Here is a 26101-nt window from a genome sequence, read left to right on the forward strand (position 1 = left end):
GAGCAAGCACCCACCGCTCCGCCCCTCAGCCTCAAGCAGACCACCCGTAACCCTGATTCCGTTTAGTGCCTGCGCGAGCTGTTGCAACAAACGATTCCTTAAGATCCACCGCGGCCTCAGGGCCGTGTGAACACCCAACCATCCGGTTTCACACGGGCACCTTTGAGCCCTCACGCAGGAGACGACACGTCATGCTGAGCTGGGACGAATTCGACAAAGAAGAAGAAGGCGAAGTAGCCACCAAAGGCGCCAACGCCGGCCACGCCACCGAAGCCAACATGGACCGCCTCGACGGCGCCGGCGCTGCTGCCGCCATCGAAGCCCGCGCCGTCACCGCCAGTGACTCGGCCGCGATCATCCGCGCCAAGGCCGCCCTCGACAAACTCGACGTCGCCGAAGGCCTCGCCGAGCTCGAAGGCTCCGCCGCCCGTGTCGCCGTTGACGAAAAGCGCATGATCAACTGCCGCGCCGACCTCAACCAACTCGTGCCCTTCAAGTACGACTGGGCCTGGCAGAAGTACCTCGACGGCTGCGCCAACCACTGGATGCCGCAAGAGGTCAACATGACCGCCGACATCGCCCTGTGGAAAAACCCCGAAGGCCTGACCGACGACGAACGTCGCATCGTCATGCGCAACCTAGGCTTCTTCTCCACCGCCGATTCCCTGGTCGCCAACAACCTGGTACTGGCCGTGTACCGCTTGATCACCAACCCGGAGTGCCGCCAGTACATCCTGCGCCAGGCCTTCGAAGAAGCGATCCACACCCACGCCTACCAGTACTGCATCGAATCGTTGGCCATGGATGAAGGCGAGATCTTCAACATGTACCACGAGATTCCATCGGTCGCTAAAAAGGCAGCCTGGGGCCTGAAATACACCCGTTCGATCTCCGACCCGAAGTTCGAAACCGGCACCGTCGAGACCGACAAAGAACTGCTGCGCAACCTGGTCGCCTACTACTGCGTACTGGAAGGCATCTTCTTCTATTGCGGCTTCACCCAGATCCTGTCCATGGGCCGTCGCAACAAAATGACCGGCGTGGCCGAGCAGTTCCAGTACATCCTGCGTGACGAGTCGATGCACCTGAACTTCGGTATCGACGTGATCAACCAGATCAAAATCGAAAACCCACACCTGTGGGATGCCGAGATGAAAGAAGAAGCGACCCAGATGATCCTGCAAGGGACGCAGCTGGAGATCGAATACGCACGTGACACCATGCCGCGCGGCGTGTTGGGCATGAACGCGGCGATGATGGAGGACTACCTCAAGTTCATCGCTAACCGTCGTCTGTCGCAGATTGGCTTGAAGGAAGAGTATCCAGGGACCACTAACCCGTTCCCGTGGATGAGCGAGATCATGGACTTGAAGAAAGAGAAGAATTTCTTTGAGACGCGTGTGATCGAGTACCAGACCGGCGGCGCGCTGAGCTGGGATTGATTCCTGAGGCCAGTAACATCAAGAAGCCCTGACTCGTTCGGGGCTTTTTTATGCCTCCAGATTGGCCATTTCTTGAAGCACATCGCACACAGCACCTCGCCCAGAAGGGTTCGGATCGCACCAGCAATGCTGTAGCCTTGTGCCCCAATTGCCATCAGCGTTGTCACCGGTCCAGTGATCGGGAGGCTTTTACCGCCGGGCTTTACTCTAAAATCGAAAGATTGATACGCGAGTAAACGCCTGCTGTCACACCTGATGCACGCTCATAAAATAGTAGATAGGACCGAGGCCAACCCGTGAACCCAGACATGCTCGAAGCCGGCCCCGCAGATGCCAAAGTACTTTCCGTCTTTGACTTCGACGGCACCCTGACCCACCACGACAGTTTCGTCCCCTTCCTCAAGTTCGCCTTCGGCCCTGGCGAGTTCTATGGCCGGATGGTGAAACTGGCGGTCCCTGGACTGCGGTTTTTGTTGCGCCAGATCAGCCGGGATGAGTTGAAGGCGCAGTTGATCCGCACCTTTATGACTGGGGTGGAGAAGGCTTGGGTTCAGCAAAAGGCGCAGGAGTATTGCCAGCGTTACTGGACCAAACTGATGCGCCCCAGCGGCTTGCAGTCAGTGGCCGACGAGTTGAAATCGGGGGCGGTGGTGACGCTGTGTTCGGCATCGCCTGCGTTGGTGTTGCAACCATTTGCGGATCGGCTGGGAATCAAGCTGATCGGTACTGAGCTTGAGGTGGTCGACGGGGTGTTGACCGGTAAGCTCACCGGGAATAACTGCCGGTGTGAGAACAAGGTGCTCAGGCTTGAGGCGGTGTATGGGGACCTGGGGGAGTATCGGCTTCGGGCTTGGGGCGATACGCGCGGGGATCGAGAGTTGCTGGCGGCGGCGCAGGATGCGCATTTTCGGCATTTTCATGCGAAGAAGAAGCGGGCTCGGTTGCAGCGGTGATGCGGGTGGGGTTGGCAGGGAGATTGTGTCGATCCCTTCGCAGCCTCGCTAGGGCTCGACAGCTCCCACATTTGATCGGTGTGTATGAAGGTTGTGCACTCTACCGACAGAGTGTGCATCGAGTTCGTCGCTGGAATATCGCCGCGTAGCTCATACCCAATCTTCCACCCGCAAACCTGGCACACGGTCAAATTCGCGCCGGTTGTTACTGACCACAATCAGTCCCTGTGAACGGGCATGCCCAGCAATCATCTGGTCGTATGGACCTATCGGAGTGCCAGCTCGCGCCAACTCTGCGCGAAGCTGACCTGTGTGCATCGCGGCATCCTGGTCGTACTTCAGAACTTCCAGGCGCGCTGCAAACCCTTCGATATCGGCGAGGTTTCGCTCTGGGTAAGGTGATTTTTCCGCCCCGTAAATCAGCTCCATCAGGGTCACTTTACTGATAGCCAATTGGCCATGATGCTTTTTGAACGTCTCGCGCACCTGCTGGGGTTTGTTTTTGATGGTGAAGATGCAGATATTGGTATCGAGCATGAACTTGAGCATTAAAAAGATTCCCGCTCTTGCTCTGCAGGCTGCTCGCGGTCGTTCATAAAGTCAGGGGTAACGCCCTCTCCATCAAACCAGCTGTCCCACGATTCACCAGCCGGCGTGATGATTCGTGCTCTGCCAATTGAGACAACATCTACACGTTTTACGTCGTCCGGCAGTGCAGCGGCCTTTGGCAAACGCACAGCTTGGCTGCGATTGCTTTGGAATACGGAACCTTGGTCCATGATGAGCTACCTCTAGCGATCAAGTGATTACGCAACGCTACACCACGACCTGGATATGTCAACGGGATATACATTTCGTTACTGGTCAACCGTCGATTTCCGGCAAGCAACGCCAACAACGTTTACAGAGGTAATATGGGGTGATTGATTCGACAGGGACACCGCGTCGATCCCTTCGCAGCCTCGCCAGGGCTCGACAGCTCCCACATTTTGATCTCCGTGACAGCCGATATCTGGGTAATATCCGATCACTCAACTCACGGACCCGAGCCCCATGAAATTCGACACGGTCTACTGCCTGAGTCTCGATGAAAAACTGTCGATCTACGACGTAAGAGACCTGAATTTCGACGAAACCGCTGAGTTCGATTCCGACAAGGACAGCTTCCTCTGCCCTAACGATGAATGCCGTGCCGCGTTCGATTCCAGCAATGCGCTGAGCACCTTCAACGCCAAGAACGTCAACTACCTGCGCACCCCGCACTTCAAGAACAAGACCAGCACCCGGCATATCGACGGCTGCCGCTACGCCAGCACGCACAAGGCTGCGAGCGGCGAAAGTGACGACGAGCGCGAGGAAAACTTCCCATCGGAATTTGTGCTCACCCGCCGTCAGTACGAGCGCAAAACATCTGTTATTGGCAGTGAAAAAAACGCCCTACAAGAACCACCGAAGGCGCCTTCAAGCAGCGTTCCCCACGCCCATGTCGCCAGCGACACCGCCCCAGACAAAACCAGCGTGTTCGCCCACCCAGTGGAATGCTACGTCTCCAACATCGACGACAAGGACAGGCTCAAGTCCATGCCGCTGAAGATCGGCGACCACACCGCCACCTACTGGACGTTTTTCAAGAAGATCGAATACCTGCAAGACAACAAGGGCCTGATCTACTGGGGCAAGATCAAAGCCATCAAGGACTACACCAGCAGCTTTCGCATCGATTTCGAAAAGAAGGTGTGGCTCGACAAGAAGCCTTATTCGGTCAACGTTTATCTGAGCAAAAAACTCATCGACAACTACCGCAAGCGCAAGGCGTTTCTGGAGCAGATCAAGGCCGCGGTGGACAGCGAACGGCCTTTGTACTGCTTCTTCTATGGGGTGACGCCGGAGTTGAAGCAGGTGCCCAGCAAGAAGAACCCCGAGCAGACATTCGGGGTATTCAGCGCCAATATCGAGAACCTGGACCACCTGATCATTCGTGAGGCACCAGGGGTGGAATAGCGGTTATGGAAAATCCAGTTGATGAGCGGTCAAAACAACTGTACAAAAACACAGTATAGTTTGCCCTCCCCCGTCAAACCCTGGAGAAACCCCATGTCCTCCCTGGCAATGAGCTCTTTCGTAGAACAGCAGATCGTCCTGCATCAATTCACCGCCAAGCACAGCGCACAAGCCCGCGCGATGCTGGGCTGGAGTCGAGAAGACCTGGCCCGCCATGCCGGCGTCGCGGAAGAAGCGGTACAACGCTTTGAAAGCCACGCCGAGGTGGAGGATGAAACCCGCTTGACCCTGGCGTTTCGGCTGGAGGCTGAAGGGCTGGTGTTTTTTCCGGGGTTTGCACCGGGGTGGGGAATGAGTGCGCGCCGGTTTGAAACCGCAGCACCCGAGCCCTCTGCGCAAGCGATCATTTCTCGTTTGATCGGCTCAACAGCAGCATCGATCTACTAGCTCTGCTGCCTGGTAACAGCAGAGCCAGATTCACGCTTAGCTGGCCTGCACGACCTCTTCAACCGTTTCGTCAGATTCTACGACAGCAGGTGAGGACGGCGCACCCGGCTCAAAAGCAGGCTTCCTGACCGCTTGCGTCGCTTGCTCATAGCCGTAGGCAATCGATAGCAATTTAGGCTCGCTGTTCTTCGTTCCTTGCAGGTGAAGTGCAGTGGGCATACCTTCATCGTCCATGCCGGAAGGTATCGACATGCCTGGGTAGCCTGCGACAGCGCTGAAGTAATAACTGTGCGACAGAAAGTTCGACAGCATGGCGTCAAGATTGTGCTCAATAAGTGGATCGTCGATGACCTGCTGGAAAACCGGCACGATCTTTTCCAACAACTTTTCGAGTTGCTCTGGTGGCACGTCCAAGCCGTTGATCATTTCCAGAATTTTCTGGTCAGGTTGGCCAGGTTGCTGGTTCTGCTTGTTAAACGCGATCAGCTCCGACAGCGATTTAACCGGCAACCCGCTGCGGCCAGCCAGGTAGCCTTCAAGATGCGCCTTGACGTCCTTGAACAATTCGTCGTTGTACGCGTCGTATCCGTCAATCGAAATGCAATTATCCAATAGATGTACCGGCACCAGAATCGCACCTTTGTCCTTCAATACCTCCAGCGCCTGCTCAAAGTGCTTCCTGTCAGCTCTTATTGCCGGGTTCGCGGCATCTTGCGCAGACAATTCAGGCAGCGGCGCATAGCCAATTCGCTTTCCCTTTAACGCATCAGCATGCAAGCCATCGTCGTATGCATCGGTTTCGGTCATTGCATTGAGTGCCTCAGCGGCATCACGGACATTTCGCGTAAACGTACCCACCGTGTCCATTCGCGAACTGGTCATGACGCCTTCAGTACTCACCAGCCCGGCAGTAGTTTTCAAGCCAAAAACCCCGTTATAAGCAGCAGGGGCAATAATCGATCCATTGGTTTCCACACCCAACGCCAGGGGCACATGGCCTTGGGCGACGGCCACTGCGGAGCCCGAACTCGAACCGGCTACCTGCCCACCCAGACGATGCGGGTTGAGCGTCTGACCACCTCGGGAACTCCAACCATCAGCCGGTGCCTCAGAGCGGAAATTGGACAATTCACTCAGGTTGGTTTTACCCACCACCACTGCACCCGCCTTGAGCAGGTTATCCACGACCTTCGCATTTTTTTCCGCCGGTGCCCCGACCAACGCGTTCGAGCCGGCGCTGGTCTGCATGCGGCCCTTGGTTTCAAATACGTCTTTAAGCGCGATGGGAACGCCGTGCAGATAGCTGCGAACCTGCCCGCGGCCGCGTTCCTGATCGCGCGCCTTAGCCTCGCTGAGGGCATCAGGGTTTGTTTCGATAAACGCGTTTCCCCCTTGCAATCCCTGGTCGATATTGGCGATCAGCTTCAAAGAGTCTTTGACGAGTGACTCTGACGTGGCTCCTCCCTGTCGAGCCATATCCTTCGACATTTCACAAGCACTCTTGAATCCCTGGGGAGGGTTAGAGATAGCCTGCGCCAAACCCTGCGTCCAACCCATCATTGAAACTGGTCCGATCATAAAATGGCCTCTGTTTGACTGGACATGACGCTATCGGTCGATAGCTGCGTCCCAGTCTAAAAAAGCGCCCACGTAACGCCTTTAAGGTGAATCTTGCCGGACCGTGCGATCACGTATTCAAGCGCGTGGTCAGACGTAAGGTTTGACGTAATACCGGGCGCAAAGCCAGTGTCAGACAACTGAGACGATCACCCGCCCACCGTGCGCCGTAAAACCAGATCCTCGTTCCGTCTTCAAGCACTTCGCAGGCACTGGGATTGCCGTTGCTGTGCGCCTTCTGAAACGCAGGGCTGCTTTCCTGGCAGATCAAAGCGTCGAGACGGTGCTCGATGACGCACTCATCGATCGCATCCCAGCGTGCGTCCACCAGCACCATGAACGCGCCAGCCAGACGCAGGGCATTTAGTGCTTGAAGGAAGGAAGTACTGTGCTCATGCCAATGGGCAAACCCGATGCGCCAACCGACCATCTCCTGAGAAGGGCTAAAGGCACTGTTGTTCATCACCAAAGGCACCTCCACCATCACCGGTTCCTGAGGCTCGGCACCACTCAAGGCGATCAACGAAAAGGCGGGGTCACGGGAAGGCTTAATGGGCAGGGCCGGCGAATCATAGCCGGGAATGGGAGGGCCGCCCTTACGCAGCGTATGAACCGCGGGCTCAACACCGAAAGTGATAGCACGCGCATCGGCACCCACGGCAGTAGGACACGTCGGTGCGGGGTCCGCCGGAATATTCCCCAGCCGACAAAACAGCCCAACCTGCCGCGTCTTCCAACATTTATCATCCATTAGGAACGCCCCCGAAAATGTCATTTCCCGGGGATCATCGCACTGTCCTCCAGCGCCTGTCGCAGCCCTGAAACACCCTGAAAACTCCTTTTGGTTTTCAGTTCAGCGCGGGGCCCTCAACACCTTGAGTCTCGACTTCCAACCACCACGCATACCCACGCTCAGGCTGGTTCAAACTGAACGCCTGCCCCATCGGCGGCGTGGTAATCGACACATTGCGCTCCCAAGCCAGGGCCATGATGCGGTCGAACGGTTCGTGCCAGGCATGGAACGCCAGGTCGAACGTGCCGTTGTGAATGGGCAGCAACCAGCGCCCTTTAAGGTCGATATGCGCCTGTAGGGTTTGCTCCGGTTGCATGTGCACATGGGGCCAATCAACGTTGTAAGCACCGGTTTCCATCAGCGTCAGATCAAACGGGCCGTACTGTTCGCCGATGCGTTTGAAGCCATCGAAGTAGCCAGTGTCGCCACTGAAAAAGATCCGTCGTGCGCCGTCGATCATGACCCAGGAACACCACAGGGTCTGGTTGGCATCAAACAACCCACGGCCGGAAAAGTGTTGCGCAGGCGTGGCGACAAAACGGATGCCATCCACCTCGGTGCCCTGCCACCAATCCAACTGACGCACTTTGCTGGCATCCACACCCCATTTCACCAGGATGTCCCCCACACCCAGCGGCGCCAGGAAGTAACGGGTCTTGTCGGCCAATTGGACGACAGCCTTGTGATCAAGATGGTCGTAGTGGTTGTGGGAAAGAATCACCGCTTCCAACGGCGGCAGTTCTTCGAGGCTGATGGGTGGCTGATGGAAACGCTTGGGGCCGGCCCAACTGAACGGCGAGGCCCGCTCGGCGAACACCGGGTCGGTGACCCAGAACTTGCCGCGCATTTTCAGCAATACGGTGGAATGCCCCAGGCGGAACACGCTGTGATCCGGGGCTGCCAGCAGTTGCTCGCGGGTCAACGGCTGCACCGGAATCTGCCCCACCGGTCGCGTACTGCGCGGCTTGTTGAACAGCATGTTCCAGAAAATTCGTAAGGTTTTGCCAAAACCGCCGTGCTGCACCGGAGCATCGTTGCTGAAATGCCCTTGGTCCTGCTCGGCAGGCTTGAGCGCAGCAGGCGCGGGGTCGAGTCGGGATGAAATCGTGGCCATTACCAGGTAACTCCTACAGACCGCTCAGAAAATTACACTGCACAGTGTAGTTTCAAGATTGCAACAAAACTTGGACCAAGTAAACTGCCCAGTGTAATTTTCCTTATAAGAGCCGAGCACCACCCATGACTGCCCCTCTACGCCTCACCGACCGCAAGCGCGAAGCCATCGTGGCTGCCGCCATCGCCGAGTTTCGCGATAACGGTTTCGAGGTCACCAGCATGGACAAGATCGCCGCCACCGCCGGGGTTTCCAAGCGCACGGTGTACAACCACTTCCCCAGCAAGGAAGAACTCTTCGCCGAAATCCTCCACCAACTCTGGGCCAGCAGCGTGGCGCAGTTGGATGTGGGCTACGCCAGCGACCGCCCGTTACGCGAGCAACTGCGCGGGTTGCTGCAAGCCAAGATGAAAATGATGTCGGACGCCAATTTTCTCGACCTGGCTCGGGTGGCCATTGCGGCCACCATTCATTCGCCAGAACGCGCCCAAGACATGGTCACCCGCCTGAGCAAGCGCGAGGAAGGCTTTACCCAATGGGTGCGCGCCGCCCAGGAAGACGGCCGCCTCAGTTGCAGTGACCCGGCATTTGCCGCCCACCAGATCCAGGGCATGCTCAAGGCCTTCGCTTTCTGGCCCCAGATTACCCTTGGCCAACCGATATTGGACGACCCTCACCAGGCCAGTGTGATCGAGTCGGCCATCGACCTGTTCCTCGCCGGTTATGAGGTCAAACGCCCTCCTTTGCCGTAAAAACCTGTTGCGCGAACGACATTGCGGGTCGTTTTTGACGCATTTGCCCTCTGTTTTGCAGAAATGGCCTGGAAGGACACTGATTATTCGCGCCGGAATACCTGACAATATTCAGCGGTATTATCCGATCAACGGTTACCTCGCGAACGAACGTCGTCGTATCTGCAAAAGAGTTGGCCCAGGAATCTATGGAAAACAGACAAGGCAAAGGGCTTTCATTTGCCACGCGCATCTACCGGCCAAGAATCATCGGCACCGCCATGTGCTGCATCAGTGTCGCCGCCGCCCTGGCTCCGCTGGCAAAGCCTGACTGGGTCTGGGCTTTGTTGCTGGTCAATGGTTTTGTCTGGCCGCACCTGGCGTATCTACTGGCAACCCGCTCAAAATTTCCCTACGACGCCGAACAGCGCAACCTGGTGCTAGACGCCTTGTTCAGTGGGTTCTGGGTTGCCCTATTGCAGTTCACCCCGCTGACCACCGTGACCTTGCTGTCCATGGTCTCCATGAACAACGTCGCAGCGGGCGGCAAGCGCCTGCTTTTCCGCGGAGCCCTGGCCCAAGTACTTGGCGCGGGCGTTGCTGCGCTGCTGTTTGGCCTGCAATTCAACCCGTTGGTGAGCCTGGTGCAGGTCTACGCCTGCTTGCCGATGCTGACCCTCTACCCGATGGCCATCGGTATGGTCTGCTATCAACTGGCGATCAAACTGTCGGAACACAAACGCGCCCTCAGCGCCCTGAGCCGCATCGACAGCCTCACCGGTCTGCTCAACCACGGCTCGTGGAAAGACCTGCTGCAACTCAAGTTCCACAAGTGCCAGCAGCAACAAAGCCACGCCACCATTGCATTGATCGACATTGACCACTTCAAGCAGATCAATGACTCCCACGGCCATATCGTCGGCGATGCAGTACTGCGACAGTTGAGCGCGGAGTTGCGGCGCAACCTGCGGGAAAACGACTTGGCCGGACGTTACGGTGGCGACGAATTCTGTGTGATTCTTCCGCAAATGCCCTTGGGGCAGGCCGCGCAAGCCATGGAGCGCATGCGCGAAACCTTTAGTAATTACCGTAACCCGCAGATTCCAGAACTGCGCGTAAGCCTGAGCATCGGCCTGGCGGACTTCCAAGCGTCCTACACCGATGCGGCCATGTGGCTGAATGCGGCAGACCGTGCGCTATATATGGCCAAGGACACCGGGCGTAACCGGGTGAATGTCAGCGACGACGTCATCGCCCATACCGCGTGAAAATTGTCCTACAGCACCTCGTCTGATTTTTTCTACTAACGTCCACACCGATAGCATAATGCCGCCATCGGTCGATTTGTACGAAAAGTGCCTGCTCCGGGACCGAACTTCTGGCACAGCGCAGCACTCTGAACCCGTTGTTCCACCCCTGCTGTCAGCACCAGGAAGCTGGCATTGAGCACGTCAACCGTAGGCCCAGCGCCCTACGGGGGCAGGCGACCTTGCATGGATACCCCCGACGCTTGCTTGCCCGAGCCCCCGAACATGCTATTCAACGCCCATAAAAAAACCATCAACACCCTGCAACACACCGTCGCCCAACAGGCCAGCCTGCTGGACGCCATCGAACGCTCCATGGCAGTGATCGAATTCGACCTGCAAGGCCATGTGCTGCGGGCCAATGACAACTTCCTCAAGACCATGGGCTACCGCGCCGAGCAGATCCTGGGCCAGTCCCACCGAATGTTCTGCACCCCGGCCTTCGCCCGCAGCGCCGAATACAGCCAACTGTGGTCGAACCTGCGCAGTGGCCAATTCCAGTCAGGCACCTTCGAACGGGTAGCCGGCACCGGCCAGTCGGTATGGCTGGAAGCCAGCTACAACCCGGTTCGAGATGAAGCGGGCCAAGTATTGAAGGTGGTGAAGTACGCCATGGACGTCACCCCGCGCCTGCAAGCCGAAAGTGAAGCCAATGCCAAATTGGACGCCATCGGCCGTGCCATGGCGGTGATCGAGTTCAACCTCGACGGCACCATCATTACCGCCAATGCCAATTTCCTACAGCGCATGGGCTATAGCCTGGCGCAGATCCAAGGCCAGCATCACCGCCTGTTCTGCCCAGCCGCAATAGCCAGCAGCGCGGCCTACAGCGATTTCTGGCGACGCCTGAACCAGGGCGAAATGTTCAGCGGCCAGTTCGAGCGCGTGGACAAACACGGCCAGACCGTCTGGCTCGAAGCCAACTACAACCCGGTGTACGACGCCAGCGGGCGCCTGTGCAAAGTGGTCAAGTTCGCCTCTGACGTGACCGCCATGGTGCAACAACACAGCGCCGATGCCGCCAGCGCCGCCCAGGCCTATCACATCTCCCTGACTACCCGGGACATCGCCGAAAAAGGCGCCGAAGTGATCCAGCAAACCGCCACCGGCATGCGCGAAATCGCCGCCGATATCGACGGATCTTCCCAACTCATCGCTAAATTGGGCGAGCGTTCGCAGCAGATCACCGCCATCGTCAATACCATTCGTGGGATTGCCGACCAGACCAACCTGCTGGCCCTCAACGCCGCCATCGAAGCGGCCCGTGCCGGTGAACAGGGCCGTGGGTTTGCCGTAGTGGCCGATGAAGTGCGCCAGTTAGCGGCACGCACCAGCGGCTCCACTGCGGAGATTTCCAGCATGATCGCAATGATCCAGGAGGAAACCCGCCTGGCCATCGACAGCATGGACGGCACGCGCGACCGTGCCGCACAGGGCGTGGACCTGGCCAACCGCGCAGGCACGGTGATTTTGCAGATTCGTGAAGGCACCAGCGAAGCGGTGCAGGCGGTGAGTGCATTTGCCAACGAGCGTGGCGGCAACTGACCTGTTCTTCATGTGCCCGGGCGGGGGCTCGGTCTATAGTGCTTGATTGTGTTCACGCCAAAGATCCGAGCCCGCCATGACCCCAGATAAACCCGAAGCAGCCCCCGTCGATCACCTGCGTTTCCATCGAGGCCACGCCCACCTGGCGCCGACCTTTGGCAACGACACCTTCGCCCTCAAGGCCGAAGCCTTCGCCCGGTTCTTCGGCACGCCCACCTTTCTGGGGGCGCAAACCGCCATCGTGGTGCTGTGGGTGGTGCTGAACATGACCGGTATCACGCACTTTGACGTGTACCCGTTCATCCTGCTCAACCTGGCGTTCAGCCTGCAATCGGCTTATGCCGCGCCGTTGATCCTGCTGGCCCAGACCCGCCAGGCCGCACGCGATAAAGCCCAATCCGACGCCGATGCACAGCACCGCGAAGCCCTCGCCGTGGCCAACACCGAACGCCAGGCCCAGGCCGCACACACCACCAAGCAGTTGCTGGAATTGCTGGAGCAGAACACCCGGCTGACGGAGATGACCAAGCAACTGACCGAACATATCGAAAGCCTGACGTGCGAGATGCATGAGCATTTTGTGCGCAAAACCTGAGGCCCCACATTTGGCCGCACGTTGCGCTTACGATTTCATCTGCACATGCCGCCCCAACTCATCAAACAAGGTCACCACCGAACGCAACGCCCGGCAATCGGGACGTGTGAGCAACCACAGCGCCGTATCGTGCCCGGCCAGCGCCGGGCCCAGCGGTTGCAAACCGTCATCCAGGAGAAAATCCGGCAACGCTGCAACCCCCATCCCCGCCCGCACCAACTCGCTGACCGACAACATGCTGTTGCAGCGATAACTGGGGCGCACGCCCGGCAGGTGCTCTCGGCGCCAGGCGACGGTGGGGTGGTCGGGCATGAAATCGTCCGGCGCGATCCACGCCAACTCGTTTAACTCACGACCCTGCTGCATGCGAGCGTATGCCGGGCTGGCGCAGACCTGATAGGCCACGCTGCCCAGGCAACGTCCTACCAGATGCTCAGGGGGTGTTCGGGTGAGGCGCAGGGCGATATCCGCGTCCCGGCGGCTGAGGTTGGCAAAATCATTCGAAGTGCTCAGCTCCAGCACCAACGCCGGATACGCCGGCATGAACTGCGCCAAGGCCGGCAACAGCAAACCCTGTAACACCGAGTCGGTGCAGGTAAGGCGCACCGTGCCGCTGATCACTTCACCGCCCTGCTCCACGCCAATGCGTGCGGCTTCCAGGGCTTGCTCGGCGCGTTCAGCCTGCAGCGCAAGATCTCTGGCCAGGCTGGTGGGCAGGTAGCCGGCGCGGCTTTTTTCGAACAGCGTCTGGCCCAGCGCCGCTTCAAGGCGCCGCACGGCGCGAAACACCGTGGACACATCCACCCGCAACAGCGCCGCCGCCCGCGCCAGGGTGCCACCGCGTACCAAGGCGAGGATTAATGACAGGTCTGGGTAGTCAATCTGATAGTGCGTCGCTGCATTGAACATATGGGCTAACGCCAATTTTGATTGCATCGACGCCAATCTATAGTGCGCCCCAGGACACCACAAGCCATGGGCTGCACACGATGAAAACCACCCCGCTGCACCTCGCCTTGATCGGCGATTACGACCCCGACGTCACCGCCCACCAGGCCATTCCCCTGGCGCTGCAACAGGCCGCCGACAGCCTTGGCATCACGGTTCATCTGCAGTGGCTCAGCACCGACGCCCTGCCCCATTCACTTCACGGCTTCGACGGCTTCTGGTGCGTGCCCGCCTGCCCCTACCGCGACATTGACGGCGCACTGCGGGCCATCCGCTTTGCCCGCGAGCAGAAGCGGCCTTTCCTGGGCACCTGCGCCGGTTTTCAACATGCCGTGCTGGAATATGCTCGCAACGTACTGGGCTGGGCCGATGCCGAACATGGCGAACTGGCACCGGATGCCAAGCGCGCCGTGATCACACCGTTACACTGTGCGTTGGTGGAAGCGACCGGCACGGTGCGATTGGTGCCCTATACCCGTATCGCCGAAGCCTACGGCACCCTGGACCTCAACGAAGGCTATCGCTGCCGCTACGGCATGAACCCTGAGTTCCTCGACACCCTGCTGGAAGGCGATCTGATTCCCAGTGGCCACGACTCGGCAGGCGACCTGCGCGCAGTGGAGTTGCTCGACCATCCGTTCTTTGTCGCCACCCTGTTCCAACCCGAGCGGGCCGCGCTCAAGGGCATCACCCCACCGTTAGCAATTGCCCTGCTCAAGGCCTGCCAGGCGGTGTCGGCATGATCGCCCGCACACCGGCCCCGCCCTATTACGCAGTGATATTCACCTCGCTGCGTACCGAGGGGGATCATGGCTACGGCGAAGCGGCCGGCCGCATGCTTGAGCTGGCACGTGAGCAACCGGGGTTTCTCGGGGTGGAGGCGGCGCGGGAGGATGGGTTGGGGATTACCGTGTCGTATTGGGAGAACGAGGCGGCGATTCTGGCGTGGAAGCAGCAGGCCGAGCATCGGGCGGTGCGTGAGCAAGGGCGAGCACATTGGTATTCGGCGTTTCAGACACGAGTGTGCAAAGTCGAACGAACCTACTCCTTCCAAAGTTGAAATGCTGACCATTGTGGGAGCGGGCTTGCTCGCGAATGCGGTCTATCAGTCAAAGATAAGTTGATTGACACACCGCTTTCGCGAGCAAGCCCGCTCCCACATTTTGATCTTCACATGCCCCGAAAAAGTGTCGTATCAGCTCACCAAACTACGCAACGCACTGATCTGTGGAATCTCCACCCGCCGCATATACACCCGTAGCGGCTCAGTGATGTTAATGCGCTCGTCGATGTTCTGGTCCAGCAGCAACTGAATGCGCTCACGGGACAACGTCATGGTGTCGTCCGCCGCCGGCAACCAGACGAACTCAGCGGTGGGGATGATGCCGTCGTCGGCCACGTCCATGCCGAAGGAGTCTTCGCTGAATCGCACGATGTACTGGCCGGACTTGCGGTTCAGGCCCACGAACCCATGGAGTTGGTCAGCGGCCTGGCAGATAAGCTCGGAAGTGATGCGCATGGTAAACCTCACTGAAAAGTCCCACAGGGACTGGAAAGATGGTTTACACGCGTGGCAGAAAGTACTGCCCTCTAGCGGGGCAGCTTCGGGCAAGAGTACTGCAATGCATCCTAAAAAAGATCGGAAATTTGACGAGTGCGCACGTTAATGTCGGTTTGGTGATAGCGCCGTTCGCAATCAATTGTTAAAAAGGAGGCCTTCTCAAAGTTACCTCCACGAAAGGACTTCGCTTATGCCTGTCACGTTTACCAAGAGCGCCCTGCTGCTCGCACTGATGCTGGGCCTTGGCCAAGCGCAGGCTGCGGGCCCCATCAGCCCGGCTGAATTGGCAACAAACGAAGGCATTCCATACCCGGCAGTCATCGCCCACCGTGGCGCTTCCTACGACGCCCCCGAGTCCACCGCCGCGGCCTACAAGGTCGCTCGCGACCTGGGCGCCGACTACCTGGAAATGGACCTGCAACGCAGCAAGGACGGCGTGCTGTTCGCTCTGCATGACAACAACCTGCAACGCACCACCGACGTGGCCACCAAGTTCCCCGAGCGCAAAGACGCTCCGGCCAACGAATTTACCTGGAAAGAACTGCAAACCCTCGACGCCGGCAGTTGGTTCAACGCAGCCTACCCCGACCGCGCGCGCCCTGGTTTCGTCGGCCTGAAAATCCAGAGCCTGGACGACATCATCAAGATCGCTGAAGGCAACCCGCAGCACAAACCCGGCCTGTACATCGAGACCAAGGAACCCAAGCAATTCCCCGGCATCGAAGCCGACCTTAAAAACAAGCTGCTGGACAAAGGCTGGCTGAGCTCCGCCGGCTCCAAGCTAGGCAAGAGCAACACTGGTGTCGGCCAGGGCCGTGGCCGCGTGGTGCTGCAGACCTTCGAGAAATCCAGCCTGGTCGAACTGCAAAAAGAGATGCCCAACACGCCGAAAATCCTGCTGCTGTGGGTCGGTGAAGGCAGCATCGAACCCCTCAACAAGCAAACCTTCGCCGAGTCCGGTGAAACCACCAAGGCCGCCTACTACGCCAAGCAGCAACCCAAAGACGCCGCCGAGTTCGAAAAGTGGGTCGACGAAGCCAAGAGCCTCGGCGCCATCGGCACCGGCCCGTCGGCTGAGTTGACCGACCACGGCGACCAGAGCTACACCGACCTGGTCAAGCCTGAGATGAACAAACTGACTCACGACAAAGGCCTGCTGGTGCACGTGTACACCGTGGATGAGCCCGTGGACTTCCAAAAAGTGATGAGCGCCGGCGTCGACGGCATCTTCACCAACCGCGCCGCCGAACTGTTGAAGTTCTACAAGCGCTGGCCGTCGTCCAGCGTGCAAGACCTGCTGAACGACCATAAGTACTGAGTGAAGGCCCAATGGTCAGGCCGCCTATGGCTGGGGCATGACTACGGCCTGATCATCGGCGAGCTGGGGCGCACCGCGCCCCATGCGCACTACGCCCACCAGTTGATGTTCAGCTGCGGCGCGCCGATCACGGTAAGCCTGCAAGGCCTGGTCATCACGGCCCAGCGCCTGTTTATCCCTTCGCGGCAAACCCACGCCATTCTCGATTCAGAAGGTGAAGTGTCGGTGCTATATGCCGAACCCGCCGTGTTTGATATCGCCCCCTTGTTGCAACAGGAACTGTCGCTGGAAGCCGTGCGCCAACTGCCTCGGCGCCGCCTGGACGACCCGCGCCTGGAACGCGCCCTCGCCGCCTTGGATGAACAGCTCACCGGCAAAGTGTCGGCCCAGGCCCTGGCTCAGGCGGCGCACCTGTCATTGAGCCAGCTGGAGCGCCTGTTTTCCCATCAACTCGGCTTGCCCGTACGCCGCCTGGTGCTATGGCGGCGCTTGCGCATCGCCCTGCACTTGGCCCTGGCCGGCAGCACGCTGACCGACGCCGCCCATGGTGCGGGGTTTGCCGATTCGGCGCATTTTTCGCGGACCATGAAGCAGCTGTTCGGCGTGACGGCGGCAGCGTCGTTGCGCCAACTCGATGTGCGATTGCTAACGTAGCGCTTCGGGGAGCGACGGTTCCTTGACCGTACGCGCCGGCTTGAACGGGTCCAGCATCTGCGCCCCGTAAGCCACCGGGAAATCCGGGCGGCTGCCAATCCCCAAATCCCCCAGCCCCATGCGATAGCCCTCGCGGTAATACGCGGTGCCCAACAGCCAGTCCCACAGGTTGAAAAACAGCCCGAAATTCACATCCCCGGCACGCCCGTATTTCATATGGTGAAACCGATGCACCGGCGCCCAGGCGAACACCCAGCGCAGCGGCCCCAGGCGCATGTCCACGTTGGAATGCTGCAACAGCAATTGCAGGGCGATGGCCAACGCGAGCAACTGCGCCACCTCCAGGGGAATACCCAGCAGAATCAGCGGCAGCAGGCCGGCGGTGGCTTCGAGCATTTGGTGCAACGGGTGCTTCATCAAACCGTTGAACCCATACAAACGCTGCACGCTGTGGTGTACCGCATGCAAGCGCCAGAGCGGCGCGATGCGGTGGCTGGCGTAATGCATCAGGGTGATGCCTGCGTCGGCGAGCACGATGGCCAGCAACAGTTGCTCCCACAGCGGCCAGCCGCGAGGCCAGACACCGTCGATCGCTAGCAGGACGGTAAGCCCCGGCAGGATCAGCAAACCCACTGCGTTGAGGCTTTCATTGACCAGCGCGTGCAAGGTGTCGCGCCGACGATCGCCCAGGTTGTGGTTCCATTGCGGGTCATAGGGTAGCCATTGCTCCGTCACAAACGACACCGCAATCGCTGCAAAAAACACCAGGATCAGCCCGTCCGGCAGCCAAATCCCACACGCGATAAACCCCAGCAGAAAGGCCGGTGCATAAGTCCAGCTCACTAAGCGCTTCATCCCGAGTCTCCATTTAAATGAAGCCCCAGCATGAAATCCGGCGCGCCTGACGGATTGAACAAACTGCGCAACTGCTTGAAATAATTAAGGGAGAGTTAAGTTGTGCTGGCTAACCTGAGGCCACTTAAACAGCTCACCCCAGAAGGACACACACACGATGAAAACCTTGACCGCCTTGTTTGCCGCCACCGCCCTGACCCTGACTGCTGGCCTGGCACAGGCTGACGTACGCCCAGACCAGATTCCAAGTCTGTTGCAGTCCGGCGCGGTGAAGCCGTTCGAGCAGCTCAACAAAGACGCCCTGGCCAAACATACCGGCGCGACCATCACCGACACCGAGCTGAAAGACAAAGCTGGTCGCCTGGTATACGAAGTCGAAATGCGCGATACCAGCAATGTGAAGTGGGATGTGAAGCTCGACGCCAAGACCGGTGAAGTGCTGGAAAACAAGCAGGACACCTGAGTTTTCTAGTACTCACCGCAGATCCAATGTGGGAGGGGGCAAGCCCCCTCCCACACTTGAACAGCGTCATTTTCGATTGCTAATCAGGCACCAAGACGCGCCGTCACCTCATTCAACTCCCCCGACAACCCCCGCAGATTCTGGCTCGCCGCTTCGGTGCGCTGCACGTTGTCCATATTCGCCGTGGCCACCGTGGTGATCTGAGTAATGTTGCGCGAGATATCCTCGGCCACCGAGGTCTGCTCTTCTGCCGCCGTGGCAATCTGACGGTTCATGTCGCGAATCGCCTCTACGGCCTGAGTGATATGCGCCAACATTGCACCCGCCTGCGCGACCTTCTCCACACTTTCATCGCTGCTCGACTGGCCGCTGACAATCGCCTGGGCCGCATCCACCGCGCCGGTTTGCACCGCGTGGATAATCTGGTTGATCTCGATGATCGACGCCGCCGTGCGTTGCGCCAGCGACCGTACTTCATCGGCCACCACCGCAAAACCACGCCCCGCTTCGCCTGCGCGGGCGGCTTCAATGGCGGCGTTGAGCGCCAACAGGTTGGTCTGCTCGGCGATGCCGCGAATCACTTCCAGCACCTTGCCGATGCGCACGCTGTCGGTTTCCAGGCGGCGGATGATGGTGCCGGTGTTGAGGATCTCGTTGCGCATCTGGCCGATGGTGGCGATGGTGACTTTCATCACTTCGCCGCCTTCGCGGGCCGAATGATCTGCCTCATCGGCCGCCCGTGAAGCGCTGGCAGCGTGGCGGGCGACTTCCTGGGCGGTGGCCGACATTTCGGTCATGGCCGTGGCCACCTGGTCGGTGCGGTTGAATTGTTCGTGGGTGCCGGCGCTCATCTGCCCGGCAATCGAGTTCAATTCGCCGCTGGCGCTCACCAGATCAGTGGCGCTGCGCTGCAAGCGGCTGAAAGTTTCGGCGAGGAAGTCGCGCAAGGTGTTGGCCGCAGCGGCCAAGTGCCCCAGCTCATCCTGGCGCCGGCTGGCCACTCGTTCGGCAAAGCGGCCGTGGCTGAGTTGGGTCACGTAGTCGATCAGGCCACGGATCGGCAGGATCAGGTTGCGGTTGATCAACCACAGGCTGAACAGCCCGATCAGCGCGCCGGACAGCAGCATGATCCCCAGGCCCACCAGCACGGTGCGCTCGGCATAGGCGCTGATGGCCTTGGATTGCTGGCTGCCTTGCTCGCGCAGGTCGCTGACCAGGGCGCTCATCTGCTCGCTGGCGGCGCGGTCTACGCCTTTGACGGCCACGTCGCCGGCCGTCGCATCGGCGCCCGCCGCGACATAGGCATCACGGCCCTTCTGATAAGCCACGCCGAGTTGCTGGTGTTCCTGGCGCAGGGTTTCGATGCGTCGGCTCAGGCTCGGGTCGCTGCTGGTCTGGGTGACCAGGCGGGTGAGGATGCCTTGTACATCGCGCTGGCGGTCCTGGAACTGGCCCCAGTATTTCTCCATGTCCTGGGGCTGCTTGCCGCGCAGCAGGACGTTTTTCCATTCTTGCACCTGCACCTTGAATTGCAGGTTGGCCTCATCGATCAACTGCGAAGTGAGCAACGGCCCATCAATCAAACTGCGATAACTCTGCACCCCATTGGACAGGAAATTGAAACAGGCCAGGGCGATCAACAGCATCGCCAGCAGGCTGCCACCGAGCAGCGACAGGATTTGTGCTCTCAAGGAGGTACGCAAAACATTCATCGGGGAAAAGCCTCGATACAGGGAATTGGTGCATGCACGCCTAACTTCCCTGTCATCAAAAGCACCGCCCATCCACAGCGGTTCTTAATGCCTTGAATCGGCCGCGCTAGAGGCTTCTTGAACGGATGCTGACAAACGGTCAAATAAATGTCACCCCAGCGAAATAAATTCAAAACCGTCACAAAACTGTCAACTTCACTTGCAATGATTCGCTACGCGACCTGCGAAACGTCCTACAGGTCATTTCCCTGCGAGCCCCCATGAACCACAGCATTGATCACAGCCACCAGGACCCCGATCTGTTTGGCTTGCTCTACGGTTTTCGTTTTCGCCCCGGTGAAAAAGGCGAGCAGATTGATTCGGCCACTGCCCTCAAGGCCTTGCAGCAACCGGACGACCCGCAAGAATTCCTGTGGTTGCACCTGAACCTGGCCCACGCTGCGTGTGAGCGTTGGATGCAGTCGCACCTGGACTTGCCCGAAGAGTTTTTCGAAGCCTTGCACGAGGGCTCGCGCTCCACCCGCATAGAGCATGTCGACTCGGCCTTGCTGGCGGTGGTCAACGACGTGGTGTTCAACTTCAGCAGCATGGTTTCGTCGGATATTTCCACGCTGTGGGTGTGCGCCCGCAGCCGCTTGCTGATCAGCGCACGCCTGCAACCGCTGCACTCGGTGGACAAACTGCGCTCGTCGGTGAAAGCCGGTGAGCACTTTCGCTCGCCGCTGGAATTGCTGGTTCATTTGCTGCGCGACCAGGGTGAAGTGCTGACCCAGATCGTGCGCAAGACCAGCATCAGCGTCGACCATATCGAAGACCAATTGCTGTCCTCGCGCCTGTCCACCAACCGCGCTGAACTGGGCGCCGCACGCCGGGTACTGGTGCGCCTGCAACGCCTGCTGGCGCTGGAGCCGGGCTCGCTGCTGCGCCTGCTCAACCGCCCACCGCAGTGGCTGCAAAAGGAAGACGTGAAGGAGCTGCGCAAATCCACCGAGGAGTTTGCGCTGATCATCAACGACCTGACGGCCCTGGGTGAACGCATCAAGCTGTTGCAGGAAGAGATCGCCGCCAACCTCAACGAACAGAGTAACCGCACGTTGTTTACCCTGACAGTGGTGACGGTGTTGGCGTTGCCGATCAACATCATTGCGGGTTTTTTTGGCATGAATGTGGGGGGTGTGCCGCTCTCTACGGACCCCGAGGGGTTCTGGATTCTGGTGGCGCTCGTTGCCACATTTACTGTGATCGCCGGACGCTGGGCCTTCCGCAAATTCGCACCTTGAAATGCACTCCCACAATTTAATCCCGCCGTGTCAGTTCGATCAGCGGCGACCTCAATTAACCAAACACTGACGTGCGGCAGCATCTCTGTAACATCTTGCAATGATCATAAGCGACATCCTCCCCACACTGGATGCCCCGGCATGGCCACCCCTTCCCTCACTGCCGCCACACACGCAGACCCCAAACCCCGGCTGGACAAAAAGAACAACCTGGTGACGGTGATCATTTTCTTCGCCGTGCTCGCCATGGGCCTGTTGTTCACCGCCTACAGCCTGATGCACGACATGAATGAGCTGGGCACCGTGGTCACCACCTGGACGCCGTTCCTGCTGCTGGGTGTGGCGCTGTTGATCGCCTTGGGTTTCGAGTTCGTCAACGGTTTCCACGACACCGCCAACGCGGTGGCGACGGTGATCTACACCAACTCGCTGCCGCCGCATTTTGCGGTGGTGTGGTCGGGCTTTTTCAACTTCCTCGGGGTGCTGCTGTCCAGCGGTGCGGTGGCGTTCGGCATCATTGCGCTGCTGCCGGTAGAGCTGATTTTGCAGGTGGGCTCATCGGCCGGTTTCGCCATGATCTTTGCCCTGCTGATCGCGGCGATCCTGTGGAACCTCGGTACCTGGTGGCTGGGCTTGCCGGCGTCGTCGTCCCACACCCTGATCGGTTCGATCATCGGCGTGGGCGTGGCCAATGCCTTGATGCACGGGCGTGACGGCACCAGCGGTGTGGATTGGAGCCAGGCGATCAAGATCGGTTACGCCCTGCTGCTGTCGCCGCTGATCGGCTTCGCCTTTGCCGCACTGTTGCTGCTGGCCCTGCGCGCCTTCGTCAAGAACCGCTCGCTGTACAAGGCGCCCAAAGGCGACACGCCGCCACCGTGGTGGATTCGCGGCATGCTGATCGCCACCTGCACCGGCGTGTCCTTCGCCCACGGTTCCAACGATGGCCAGAAAGGCATGGGCCTGATCATGCTGATCCTGGTGGGCACCCTGCCGATGGCCTACGCGCTGAACCGCACCATGCCCGCCGAGCAGTCGTTGCAATTCGCCGCCGTGGCCGAAGTGACCCAAGTGGCCTTGGTGAAAAGCGCGCCGCAAGCACTGACCGGTGACCCGCGTCCAATCCTCTCCACCTACGTGCGCACCAAGGAAGCCACCCCGGAACTGGTGCCAGCCCTGGCCGCGCTCGCCGGGCAGATCGGTGATGAAGTCAAAGGCTATGGCTCCCTGGCCAAGGTGCCGGTGGAAGCGGTGGGCAACGTGCGTAACGACATGTACCTGACCAGCGAAACCATCCGCCTGATGGACAAGGGCAAGGTCGGCAATTTCGACGCCGATACCCAAGGCAAGCTGCAACTGTTCAAACAACAGATCGACAGCTCCACGCGGTTTATTCCGCTGTGGGTCAAGATCGCCGTGGCCATCGCCTTGGGCCTGGGCACCATGGTGGGCTGGAAGCGCATCGTGGTCACCGTGGGCGAGAAGATCGGCAAGACCCACCTCACCTACGCCCAAGGCGCCTCGGCGGAAATGGTAGCGATGCTCACCATCGGCGCGGCGGATATGTACGGGTTGCCGGTGTCGACCACCCACGTGCTGTCGTCGGGTGTGGCGGGGACCATGGTGGCCAATGGCGGTGGGTTGCAGATGAGGACGATCCGCAATTTGGCGATGGCGTGGGTGTTGACGTTGCCGGCTGCGATTGTGTTGTCGGGCAGCCTCTACTGGCTATTCACCAAACTCTTCTGACCCAACAGAGGACAAAATGTGGGAGCGGGCTTGCTCGCGAATGCGGTGTGTCAGTCACCAGATGTCGAGACTGACACACCGCTTTCGCGAGCAAGCCCGCTCCCACATTTGGATGTTTGTTTCTTCAGTTGTTGAAGAGTCCAGCCATCGCCTTCAGCCGCTTTTTATAGACCCGCCTCGCCTCCAATGCCTCTTCCAAACTCACCGCCACAAACCCCGCCCGCTGGTTCGGCTGCATCTGCCCGATCAAGTCCAGATCCGCACTGATCACCGTGCCAATCATCGCGTAACCACCGCCCGACACTGCATCCCGGTGCAGCACTATCGGTTCCAACCCGGCCGGCACCTGAATCGAGCCAATCGGGTAACAACTGTCGACGATATTCGAAGGATCCGATCCCGCGCCAAACGGTTGTTCCCGTGGCTGAAAGCTCAACGCACTACCGCCTTTGAAGCGATAGCCGATGCGATCCGCCTCTGAACCCACAGTCCACGGCTCGGCAAAAAAACTGCTTTTGGCCGCGTCACTCAGCCGTTCGTAATACAGCCCCGGCACCACGCGCAGGGTCACATCACCGCCGACGGAGCGGCGCAGTGCCATGGGCAAGCTGTTGCCCGCACGCCCTGCCCCGCTTGGCACGCCGATGGGCAACTCGTCACCTTCCTGCAAGCGCCGCCCGTTAAAGCCACCGAGCGCACCGAGGGTGTAAGTCGAGCGACTGCCCAGCACCAGCGGCACATCGATCCCGCCCGCCACGGCCAGGTAAGTGCGCGCCCCGGCCTTGGGAAATTCAAACCGTAAAACCTGCCCCGCGCGCACCTGGAATGCAGTGTCCTGGTGCACCACTTCGCCATCCAGGCGCGGTGACATCAAGGCGCCGCTAAGGGCTACCAGAGCGTCTTGCTGAAACTCCAATTCGGGGCCGATCAAGGTGCATTCCAGGCCGGCAGCGCCAGTCGGGTTGCCCACCAAATGGTTGGCCGCACTCAACGCGTACTGATCCAGCGCGCCCGAAGGCGGAATGCCCAGGTGGTAATAACCTTCACGGCCAAGGTCTTGAACGGAGGTGGCCAGGCCAGGTTTGAGTACCTTGATCATGCCAGCGCCTCCTGCAGGGATTTCGGATAACCGATGGGGTCGGCGAGAAAGGCGTCGAGGGAAAATTCCACCGGGCGGATGCGCAGGTCGAAACGTCCTGCATCCACTTCGGCGACGGCCAGGTCGTAGGCCTCGCGATCAATCGGCTTGAACTGCACGATATCGCCGGGGCGGAAGAACACCATGTGTTCCTTGAGGTACGCCAACTGCTGCGCCGGGTCGTAGATGGGTGCGGGGGTCACGCCGAACATCTGGTAGCCACCGGCGCCGCGCACCGAGTAGATGCAGCCAAAACAGCCGCCATGGCCGAGGGTCAACTTGGGCGTATCGGTGCGTGGGCGCAGGTACTTGGGCACCTGCAATTGGCGCTCGCGCTCGACCATCTGGAACATGAACGGCAGGCCCGCGACAAACCCGACCATCGACACAAACCACGGCGCGCCGCTGTGGGCGGCGATAAACGCGTCCACATCGGCCAGGCCGTTGATGCGTGCGGCGTATTCCAAATCCGTGCCGCTGGGGTCTTGATGACGGTCGCGAAAGCGCATCAAGGTTTCATGGGTCCAGGGGTCGTTGTACAGCACCGGGATTTCGATGATGCGCGTGTGCAAGGTGCGTTCGGCCACGGCCTGGGTTTCGGCGGTCTGTACCGCGTCGAGCAACACGTGGGGCGCGATGCGGTCGGGGTCGAAGCGAATCTGGAACGACGCATTGGCCAGGCACACATCCAGCACACCTTCCAGGGCCAGGCGTTCCACGGCACGGGTCACCGCCATGCCTTTGAAAAAGGCCTCCAGGGACATGCTGTCACTGACCTCGGCAAACAGGTGTTCATCACCGCCGAAGCTGTAGCGGATGGGGGACATTTCAGCCATGTCTGTTCCTCTTGGAATCGTTATAGAAAGGCAGGCGAAAAAAAAAGTATGTCGCGCGTTTCTTGTTGTTCTTGTGATCTGTGAAATTGCTGTGGTGAGCGGGCTTGTTGTGGTGAGCGGGCTTGCCCCGCGCTGGGCTGCGAAGCAGCCCCAACAAGAGCGCCACAGTGTTTCAGCTAAATCGAGGTGCCTGGTTTTGGGGCCGCTTCGCAGCCCAGCGCGGGGCAAGCCCGCTCACCACAAAAAATCTGCTCATCTCAAAAAACCATTCGTCACAACGATGCCAGCCCGGTCCAAGGCTTCGCGGGTGGCCTCCACCAGCTCCAGTGCACCGGGGGTGTCGCTGTGCAGGCAGATGGAATCGAATTCGATAAACAGGTCTTCGCCTTCTACGGTCTTGACCAACCCGGTCTGGCAAGCGCGTAGGACGCGTGCCGCCACGGTGGCCGGGTCCAACGCCCGCACATTGCGGGTAAACACGATGGAGCCACTCAGATCGTACTCACGGTCGGCATAAAACTCCCGCACCACCGGTTGCCCCAGTTCCTTGGCCACGCGCCAGATCACCGAGTTGGGCATGCAGTACAGCAACAGCGTCGGCTCGATGATTTGCAGGTTCTGTACCAGCAAGCGCGCGGCTTCTTCGTCGCGGGCCAGGTGCATGTACAGCGCGCCGTGGGGCTTGATGTGTTGCAGGGTCACGCCTTGGGCGCGGGCGATTTCCCGCAGGGCGCCGAGTTGGTAGAGCATGTCGTCCACCAGCTCCTGGGCTGGGGCGTTGATATGCCGACGGCCAAACCCCACCAGGTCGCGAAAGCCCGGATGGGCACCGATGGCCACCCCCAATTGCTTGGCGCGCTCCACGGTGCGGCGCATGGTGCCGGGGTCGCCCGCGTGGAAGCCGGTGGCGATGTTGGCCGAGCTGATGTAGGCCATCAGTTCGGCGTCAACGCCGTCGCCGATGGTCCAGGGGCCAAAGCCTTCGCCCATGTCCGAGTTGAAATCCACTGCCTGCATCGGGGTCGCTCCGCCTAAGTGATGC

Annotated in this window: 27 protein-coding genes and 1 pseudogene; 16 read left to right on the forward strand and 12 right to left on the reverse strand. The window is 59.6% G+C overall.

What is annotated here, in order from left to right:
* Positions 1-191 precede the first annotated feature (191 nt).
* From ACLD1Y_RS13720 to ACLD1Y_RS13730, 3 genes and pseudogenes are all read left to right on the forward strand, one after another.
* Positions 192-1442: a ribonucleotide-diphosphate reductase subunit beta gene (locus ACLD1Y_RS13720; RefSeq protein ID WP_078049890.1), complete on the forward strand. Its 1251-nt coding sequence runs from the start codon at positions 192-194 to the stop codon at positions 1440-1442.
* A gap of 65 nt (positions 1443-1507) precedes the next feature.
* A pseudogene (locus ACLD1Y_RS13725) lies at positions 1508-1678 on the forward strand (HNH endonuclease); the annotation flags it as partial.
* A gap of 72 nt (positions 1679-1750) precedes the next feature.
* Positions 1751-2395 carry an HAD-IB family hydrolase gene (locus ACLD1Y_RS13730; protein ID WP_135311252.1) on the forward strand — a complete coding sequence of 215 codons (645 nt, stop codon included), beginning with the start codon at positions 1751-1753 and terminating at the stop codon, positions 2393-2395.
* 150 nt (positions 2396-2545) lie between these two features.
* Here ACLD1Y_RS13730 and vapC read toward each other — a convergent pair whose 3' ends face one another.
* On the reverse strand, positions 2546-2944 hold the full coding sequence (vapC, locus tag ACLD1Y_RS13735; RefSeq protein WP_429478462.1) for a type II toxin-antitoxin system tRNA(fMet)-specific endonuclease VapC: 399 nt from the start codon (positions 2942-2944) through the stop codon (positions 2546-2548).
* Positions 2944-3174: a type II toxin-antitoxin system VapB family antitoxin gene (gene vapB, locus ACLD1Y_RS13740; protein ID WP_429478463.1), complete on the reverse strand. Its 231-nt coding sequence runs from the start codon at positions 3172-3174 to the stop codon at positions 2944-2946. The genes vapC and vapB overlap by 1 nt, the downstream gene beginning before the upstream one ends.
* A gap of 274 nt (positions 3175-3448) precedes the next feature.
* On the opposite strand from vapB, the gene ACLD1Y_RS13745 reads away from it, so the two are divergent.
* Both ACLD1Y_RS13745 and ACLD1Y_RS13750 read left to right on the forward strand, forming a co-directional pair.
* A complete protein-coding gene (locus ACLD1Y_RS13745; protein ID WP_429478464.1) occupies positions 3449-4396 on the forward strand; it encodes a hypothetical protein in 948 nt (315 codons plus the stop codon).
* A gap of 93 nt (positions 4397-4489) precedes the next feature.
* Positions 4490-4843 (forward strand): helix-turn-helix domain-containing protein, encoded by a 354-nt coding sequence (locus ACLD1Y_RS13750; protein WP_429478465.1) that lies wholly within the window; start codon positions 4490-4492, stop codon positions 4841-4843.
* 36 nt (positions 4844-4879) lie between these two features.
* On the opposite strand, the gene ACLD1Y_RS13755 is transcribed toward ACLD1Y_RS13750, so the two are convergent.
* From ACLD1Y_RS13755 to ACLD1Y_RS13765, 3 genes are all read right to left on the reverse strand, one after another.
* The gene (locus tag ACLD1Y_RS13755) at positions 4880-6331 is read right to left on the reverse strand and encodes an amidase family protein (protein ID WP_429478466.1); all 1452 of its coding nucleotides are present in this window, start codon (positions 6329-6331) and stop codon (positions 4880-4882) included.
* A 199-nt stretch (positions 6332-6530) separates the two neighbouring features.
* Entirely contained in the window at positions 6531-7118 is a 588-nt protein-coding gene (locus tag ACLD1Y_RS13760; RefSeq protein ID WP_429478467.1) for a hypothetical protein, read from the reverse strand.
* Positions 7119-7308: 190 nt separating this feature from the next.
* Entirely contained in the window at positions 7309-8367 is a 1059-nt protein-coding gene (locus ACLD1Y_RS13765) for an MBL fold metallo-hydrolase (RefSeq protein WP_429478468.1), read from the reverse strand.
* 125 nt (positions 8368-8492) lie between these two features.
* Between ACLD1Y_RS13765 and ACLD1Y_RS13770 the strand changes: the two genes are divergently transcribed.
* The 4 genes from ACLD1Y_RS13770 to ACLD1Y_RS13785 all read left to right on the forward strand — a co-directional run bounded on the left by ACLD1Y_RS13770 (position 8493) and on the right by ACLD1Y_RS13785 (position 12545).
* Positions 8493-9119, forward strand: a complete 627-nt coding sequence (locus ACLD1Y_RS13770) for a TetR/AcrR family transcriptional regulator (RefSeq protein WP_429478469.1) — start codon at positions 8493-8495, stop codon at positions 9117-9119.
* Positions 9120-9307: 188 nt separating this feature from the next.
* A complete protein-coding gene (locus ACLD1Y_RS13775; RefSeq protein WP_429478470.1) occupies positions 9308-10366 on the forward strand; it encodes a diguanylate cyclase in 1059 nt (352 codons plus the stop codon).
* Between the two features lie 264 nt (positions 10367-10630).
* The gene (locus ACLD1Y_RS13780) at positions 10631-11950 is read left to right on the forward strand and encodes a methyl-accepting chemotaxis protein (protein WP_429478471.1); all 1320 of its coding nucleotides are present in this window, start codon (positions 10631-10633) and stop codon (positions 11948-11950) included.
* 76 nt (positions 11951-12026) lie between these two features.
* Positions 12027-12545, forward strand: coding sequence for a DUF1003 domain-containing protein (locus tag ACLD1Y_RS13785; protein ID WP_429478472.1), 519 nt, complete (start codon positions 12027-12029; stop codon positions 12543-12545).
* Between the two features lie 27 nt (positions 12546-12572).
* Here ACLD1Y_RS13785 and ACLD1Y_RS13790 read toward each other — a convergent pair whose 3' ends face one another.
* The gene (locus ACLD1Y_RS13790; RefSeq protein WP_429478506.1) at positions 12573-13454 is read right to left on the reverse strand and encodes a LysR family transcriptional regulator; all 882 of its coding nucleotides are present in this window, start codon (positions 13452-13454) and stop codon (positions 12573-12575) included.
* Positions 13455-13534: 80 nt separating this feature from the next.
* Here ACLD1Y_RS13790 and ACLD1Y_RS13795 point away from each other — a divergent pair, with 80 nt between their 5' ends.
* Entirely contained in the window at positions 13535-14236 is a 702-nt protein-coding gene (locus tag ACLD1Y_RS13795) for a CTP synthase C-terminal region-related (seleno)protein (protein WP_429478473.1), read from the forward strand.
* Positions 14233-14553 carry an antibiotic biosynthesis monooxygenase family protein gene (locus ACLD1Y_RS13800; RefSeq protein WP_429478474.1) on the forward strand — a complete coding sequence of 107 codons (321 nt, stop codon included), beginning with the start codon at positions 14233-14235 and terminating at the stop codon, positions 14551-14553. The genes ACLD1Y_RS13795 and ACLD1Y_RS13800 overlap by 4 nt, the downstream gene beginning before the upstream one ends.
* 135 nt (positions 14554-14688) lie before the next feature.
* Here the strand turns inward: ACLD1Y_RS13800 and ACLD1Y_RS13805 are convergent, their stop codons facing one another.
* Entirely contained in the window at positions 14689-15012 is a 324-nt protein-coding gene (locus ACLD1Y_RS13805) for a DUF2025 family protein (RefSeq protein ID WP_429478475.1), read from the reverse strand.
* A 232-nt stretch (positions 15013-15244) separates the two neighbouring features.
* Between ACLD1Y_RS13805 and ACLD1Y_RS13810 the strand changes: the two genes are divergently transcribed.
* On the forward strand, positions 15245-16372 hold the full coding sequence (locus ACLD1Y_RS13810; RefSeq protein ID WP_429478476.1) for a glycerophosphodiester phosphodiesterase family protein: 1128 nt from the start codon (positions 15245-15247) through the stop codon (positions 16370-16372).
* Positions 16373-17026, forward strand: coding sequence for a helix-turn-helix domain-containing protein (locus ACLD1Y_RS13815; RefSeq protein WP_429478477.1), 654 nt, complete (start codon positions 16373-16375; stop codon positions 17024-17026).
* Here ACLD1Y_RS13815 and ACLD1Y_RS13820 read toward each other — a convergent pair.
* Positions 17018-17881: a sterol desaturase family protein gene (locus ACLD1Y_RS13820; protein WP_429478478.1), complete on the reverse strand. Its 864-nt coding sequence runs from the start codon at positions 17879-17881 to the stop codon at positions 17018-17020. The genes ACLD1Y_RS13815 and ACLD1Y_RS13820 overlap by 9 nt on opposite strands.
* A 157-nt stretch (positions 17882-18038) precedes the next feature.
* On the opposite strand from ACLD1Y_RS13820, the gene ACLD1Y_RS13825 reads away from it, so the two are divergent.
* Entirely contained in the window at positions 18039-18344 is a 306-nt protein-coding gene (locus tag ACLD1Y_RS13825) for a PepSY domain-containing protein (RefSeq protein WP_429478479.1), read from the forward strand.
* 83 nt (positions 18345-18427) lie between these two features.
* Here the strand turns inward: ACLD1Y_RS13825 and ACLD1Y_RS13830 are convergent, their stop codons facing one another.
* Positions 18428-20128, reverse strand: a complete 1701-nt coding sequence (locus ACLD1Y_RS13830) for a methyl-accepting chemotaxis protein (RefSeq protein ID WP_429478480.1) — start codon at positions 20126-20128, stop codon at positions 18428-18430.
* 188 nt (positions 20129-20316) lie between these two features.
* Here ACLD1Y_RS13830 and ACLD1Y_RS13835 point away from each other — a divergent pair, with 188 nt between their 5' ends.
* Both ACLD1Y_RS13835 and ACLD1Y_RS13840 read left to right on the forward strand, forming a co-directional pair.
* Positions 20317-21336, forward strand: coding sequence for a transporter (locus ACLD1Y_RS13835; RefSeq protein ID WP_429478481.1), 1020 nt, complete (start codon positions 20317-20319; stop codon positions 21334-21336).
* A 141-nt stretch (positions 21337-21477) separates the two neighbouring features.
* Positions 21478-23085, forward strand: coding sequence for an inorganic phosphate transporter (locus tag ACLD1Y_RS13840; RefSeq protein WP_429478482.1), 1608 nt, complete (start codon positions 21478-21480; stop codon positions 23083-23085).
* Between the two features lie 124 nt (positions 23086-23209).
* Here ACLD1Y_RS13840 and ACLD1Y_RS13845 read toward each other — a convergent pair whose 3' ends face one another.
* From ACLD1Y_RS13845 to ACLD1Y_RS13855, 3 genes are all read right to left on the reverse strand, one after another.
* Complete coding sequence (locus ACLD1Y_RS13845) at positions 23210-24184, reverse strand: biotin-dependent carboxyltransferase family protein (protein ID WP_429478483.1); 975 nt, start codon at positions 24182-24184, stop codon at positions 23210-23212.
* Positions 24181-25059 carry a 5-oxoprolinase subunit B family protein gene (locus ACLD1Y_RS13850; RefSeq protein ID WP_429478484.1) on the reverse strand — a complete coding sequence of 293 codons (879 nt, stop codon included), beginning with the start codon at positions 25057-25059 and terminating at the stop codon, positions 24181-24183. The genes ACLD1Y_RS13845 and ACLD1Y_RS13850 overlap by 4 nt, the downstream gene beginning before the upstream one ends.
* 252 nt (positions 25060-25311) lie before the next feature.
* Positions 25312-26076 (reverse strand): 5-oxoprolinase subunit PxpA, encoded by a 765-nt coding sequence (locus ACLD1Y_RS13855; RefSeq protein ID WP_429478485.1) that lies wholly within the window; start codon positions 26074-26076, stop codon positions 25312-25314.
* Between the last annotated feature and the right edge of the window lie 25 nt (positions 26077-26101).

The sequence above is a fragment of the Pseudomonas sp. 18175 genome, from assembly GCF_050432925.1.
In the GTDB taxonomy this organism is placed as follows: domain Bacteria; phylum Pseudomonadota; class Gammaproteobacteria; order Pseudomonadales; family Pseudomonadaceae; genus Aquipseudomonas.

What these genes read in the sequence shown, in the direction of transcription:
- ACLD1Y_RS13720 (WP_078049890.1), top strand. Translation starts at nt 192, where the DNA reads ATGCTGAGCTGGGACGAATTCGACAAAGAAGAAGAAGGCGAAGTAGCC.
- ACLD1Y_RS13730 (WP_135311252.1), top strand. Translation starts at nt 1,751, where the DNA reads ATGCTCGAAGCCGGCCCCGCAGATGCCAAAGTACTTTCCGTCTTTGAC.
- vapC (WP_429478462.1), bottom strand. Translation starts at nt 2,944, where the DNA reads ATGCTCAAGTTCATGCTCGATACCAATATCTGCATCTTCACCATCAAA.
- vapB (WP_429478463.1), bottom strand. Translation starts at nt 3,174, where the DNA reads ATGGACCAAGGTTCCGTATTCCAAAGCAATCGCAGCCAAGCTGTGCGT.
- ACLD1Y_RS13745 (WP_429478464.1), top strand. Translation starts at nt 3,449, where the DNA reads ATGAAATTCGACACGGTCTACTGCCTGAGTCTCGATGAAAAACTGTCG.
- ACLD1Y_RS13750 (WP_429478465.1), top strand. Translation starts at nt 4,490, where the DNA reads ATGTCCTCCCTGGCAATGAGCTCTTTCGTAGAACAGCAGATCGTCCTG.
- ACLD1Y_RS13755 (WP_429478466.1), bottom strand. Translation starts at nt 6,331, where the DNA reads ATGTCGAAGGATATGGCTCGACAGGGAGGAGCCACGTCAGAGTCACTC.
- ACLD1Y_RS13765 (WP_429478468.1), bottom strand. Translation starts at nt 8,367, where the DNA reads ATGGCCACGATTTCATCCCGACTCGACCCCGCGCCTGCTGCGCTCAAG.
- ACLD1Y_RS13770 (WP_429478469.1), top strand. Translation starts at nt 8,493, where the DNA reads ATGACTGCCCCTCTACGCCTCACCGACCGCAAGCGCGAAGCCATCGTG.
- ACLD1Y_RS13775 (WP_429478470.1), top strand. Translation starts at nt 9,308, where the DNA reads ATGGAAAACAGACAAGGCAAAGGGCTTTCATTTGCCACGCGCATCTAC.
- ACLD1Y_RS13780 (WP_429478471.1), top strand. Translation starts at nt 10,631, where the DNA reads ATGCTATTCAACGCCCATAAAAAAACCATCAACACCCTGCAACACACC.
- ACLD1Y_RS13785 (WP_429478472.1), top strand. Translation starts at nt 12,027, where the DNA reads ATGACCCCAGATAAACCCGAAGCAGCCCCCGTCGATCACCTGCGTTTC.
- ACLD1Y_RS13790 (WP_429478506.1), bottom strand. Translation starts at nt 13,454, where the DNA reads ATGTTCAATGCAGCGACGCACTATCAGATTGACTACCCAGACCTGTCA.
- ACLD1Y_RS13795 (WP_429478473.1), top strand. Translation starts at nt 13,535, where the DNA reads ATGAAAACCACCCCGCTGCACCTCGCCTTGATCGGCGATTACGACCCC.
- ACLD1Y_RS13800 (WP_429478474.1), top strand. Translation starts at nt 14,233, where the DNA reads ATGATCGCCCGCACACCGGCCCCGCCCTATTACGCAGTGATATTCACC.
- ACLD1Y_RS13805 (WP_429478475.1), bottom strand. Translation starts at nt 15,012, where the DNA reads ATGCGCATCACTTCCGAGCTTATCTGCCAGGCCGCTGACCAACTCCAT.
- ACLD1Y_RS13810 (WP_429478476.1), top strand. Translation starts at nt 15,245, where the DNA reads ATGCCTGTCACGTTTACCAAGAGCGCCCTGCTGCTCGCACTGATGCTG.
- ACLD1Y_RS13820 (WP_429478478.1), bottom strand. Translation starts at nt 17,881, where the DNA reads ATGAAGCGCTTAGTGAGCTGGACTTATGCACCGGCCTTTCTGCTGGGG.
- ACLD1Y_RS13825 (WP_429478479.1), top strand. Translation starts at nt 18,039, where the DNA reads ATGAAAACCTTGACCGCCTTGTTTGCCGCCACCGCCCTGACCCTGACT.
- ACLD1Y_RS13830 (WP_429478480.1), bottom strand. Translation starts at nt 20,128, where the DNA reads ATGGGCGGTGCTTTTGATGACAGGGAAGTTAGGCGTGCATGCACCAAT.
- ACLD1Y_RS13835 (WP_429478481.1), top strand. Translation starts at nt 20,317, where the DNA reads ATGAACCACAGCATTGATCACAGCCACCAGGACCCCGATCTGTTTGGC.
- ACLD1Y_RS13840 (WP_429478482.1), top strand. Translation starts at nt 21,478, where the DNA reads ATGGCCACCCCTTCCCTCACTGCCGCCACACACGCAGACCCCAAACCC.
- ACLD1Y_RS13845 (WP_429478483.1), bottom strand. Translation starts at nt 24,184, where the DNA reads ATGATCAAGGTACTCAAACCTGGCCTGGCCACCTCCGTTCAAGACCTT.
- ACLD1Y_RS13850 (WP_429478484.1), bottom strand. Translation starts at nt 25,059, where the DNA reads ATGGCTGAAATGTCCCCCATCCGCTACAGCTTCGGCGGTGATGAACAC.
- ACLD1Y_RS13855 (WP_429478485.1), bottom strand. Translation starts at nt 26,076, where the DNA reads ATGCAGGCAGTGGATTTCAACTCGGACATGGGCGAAGGCTTTGGCCCC.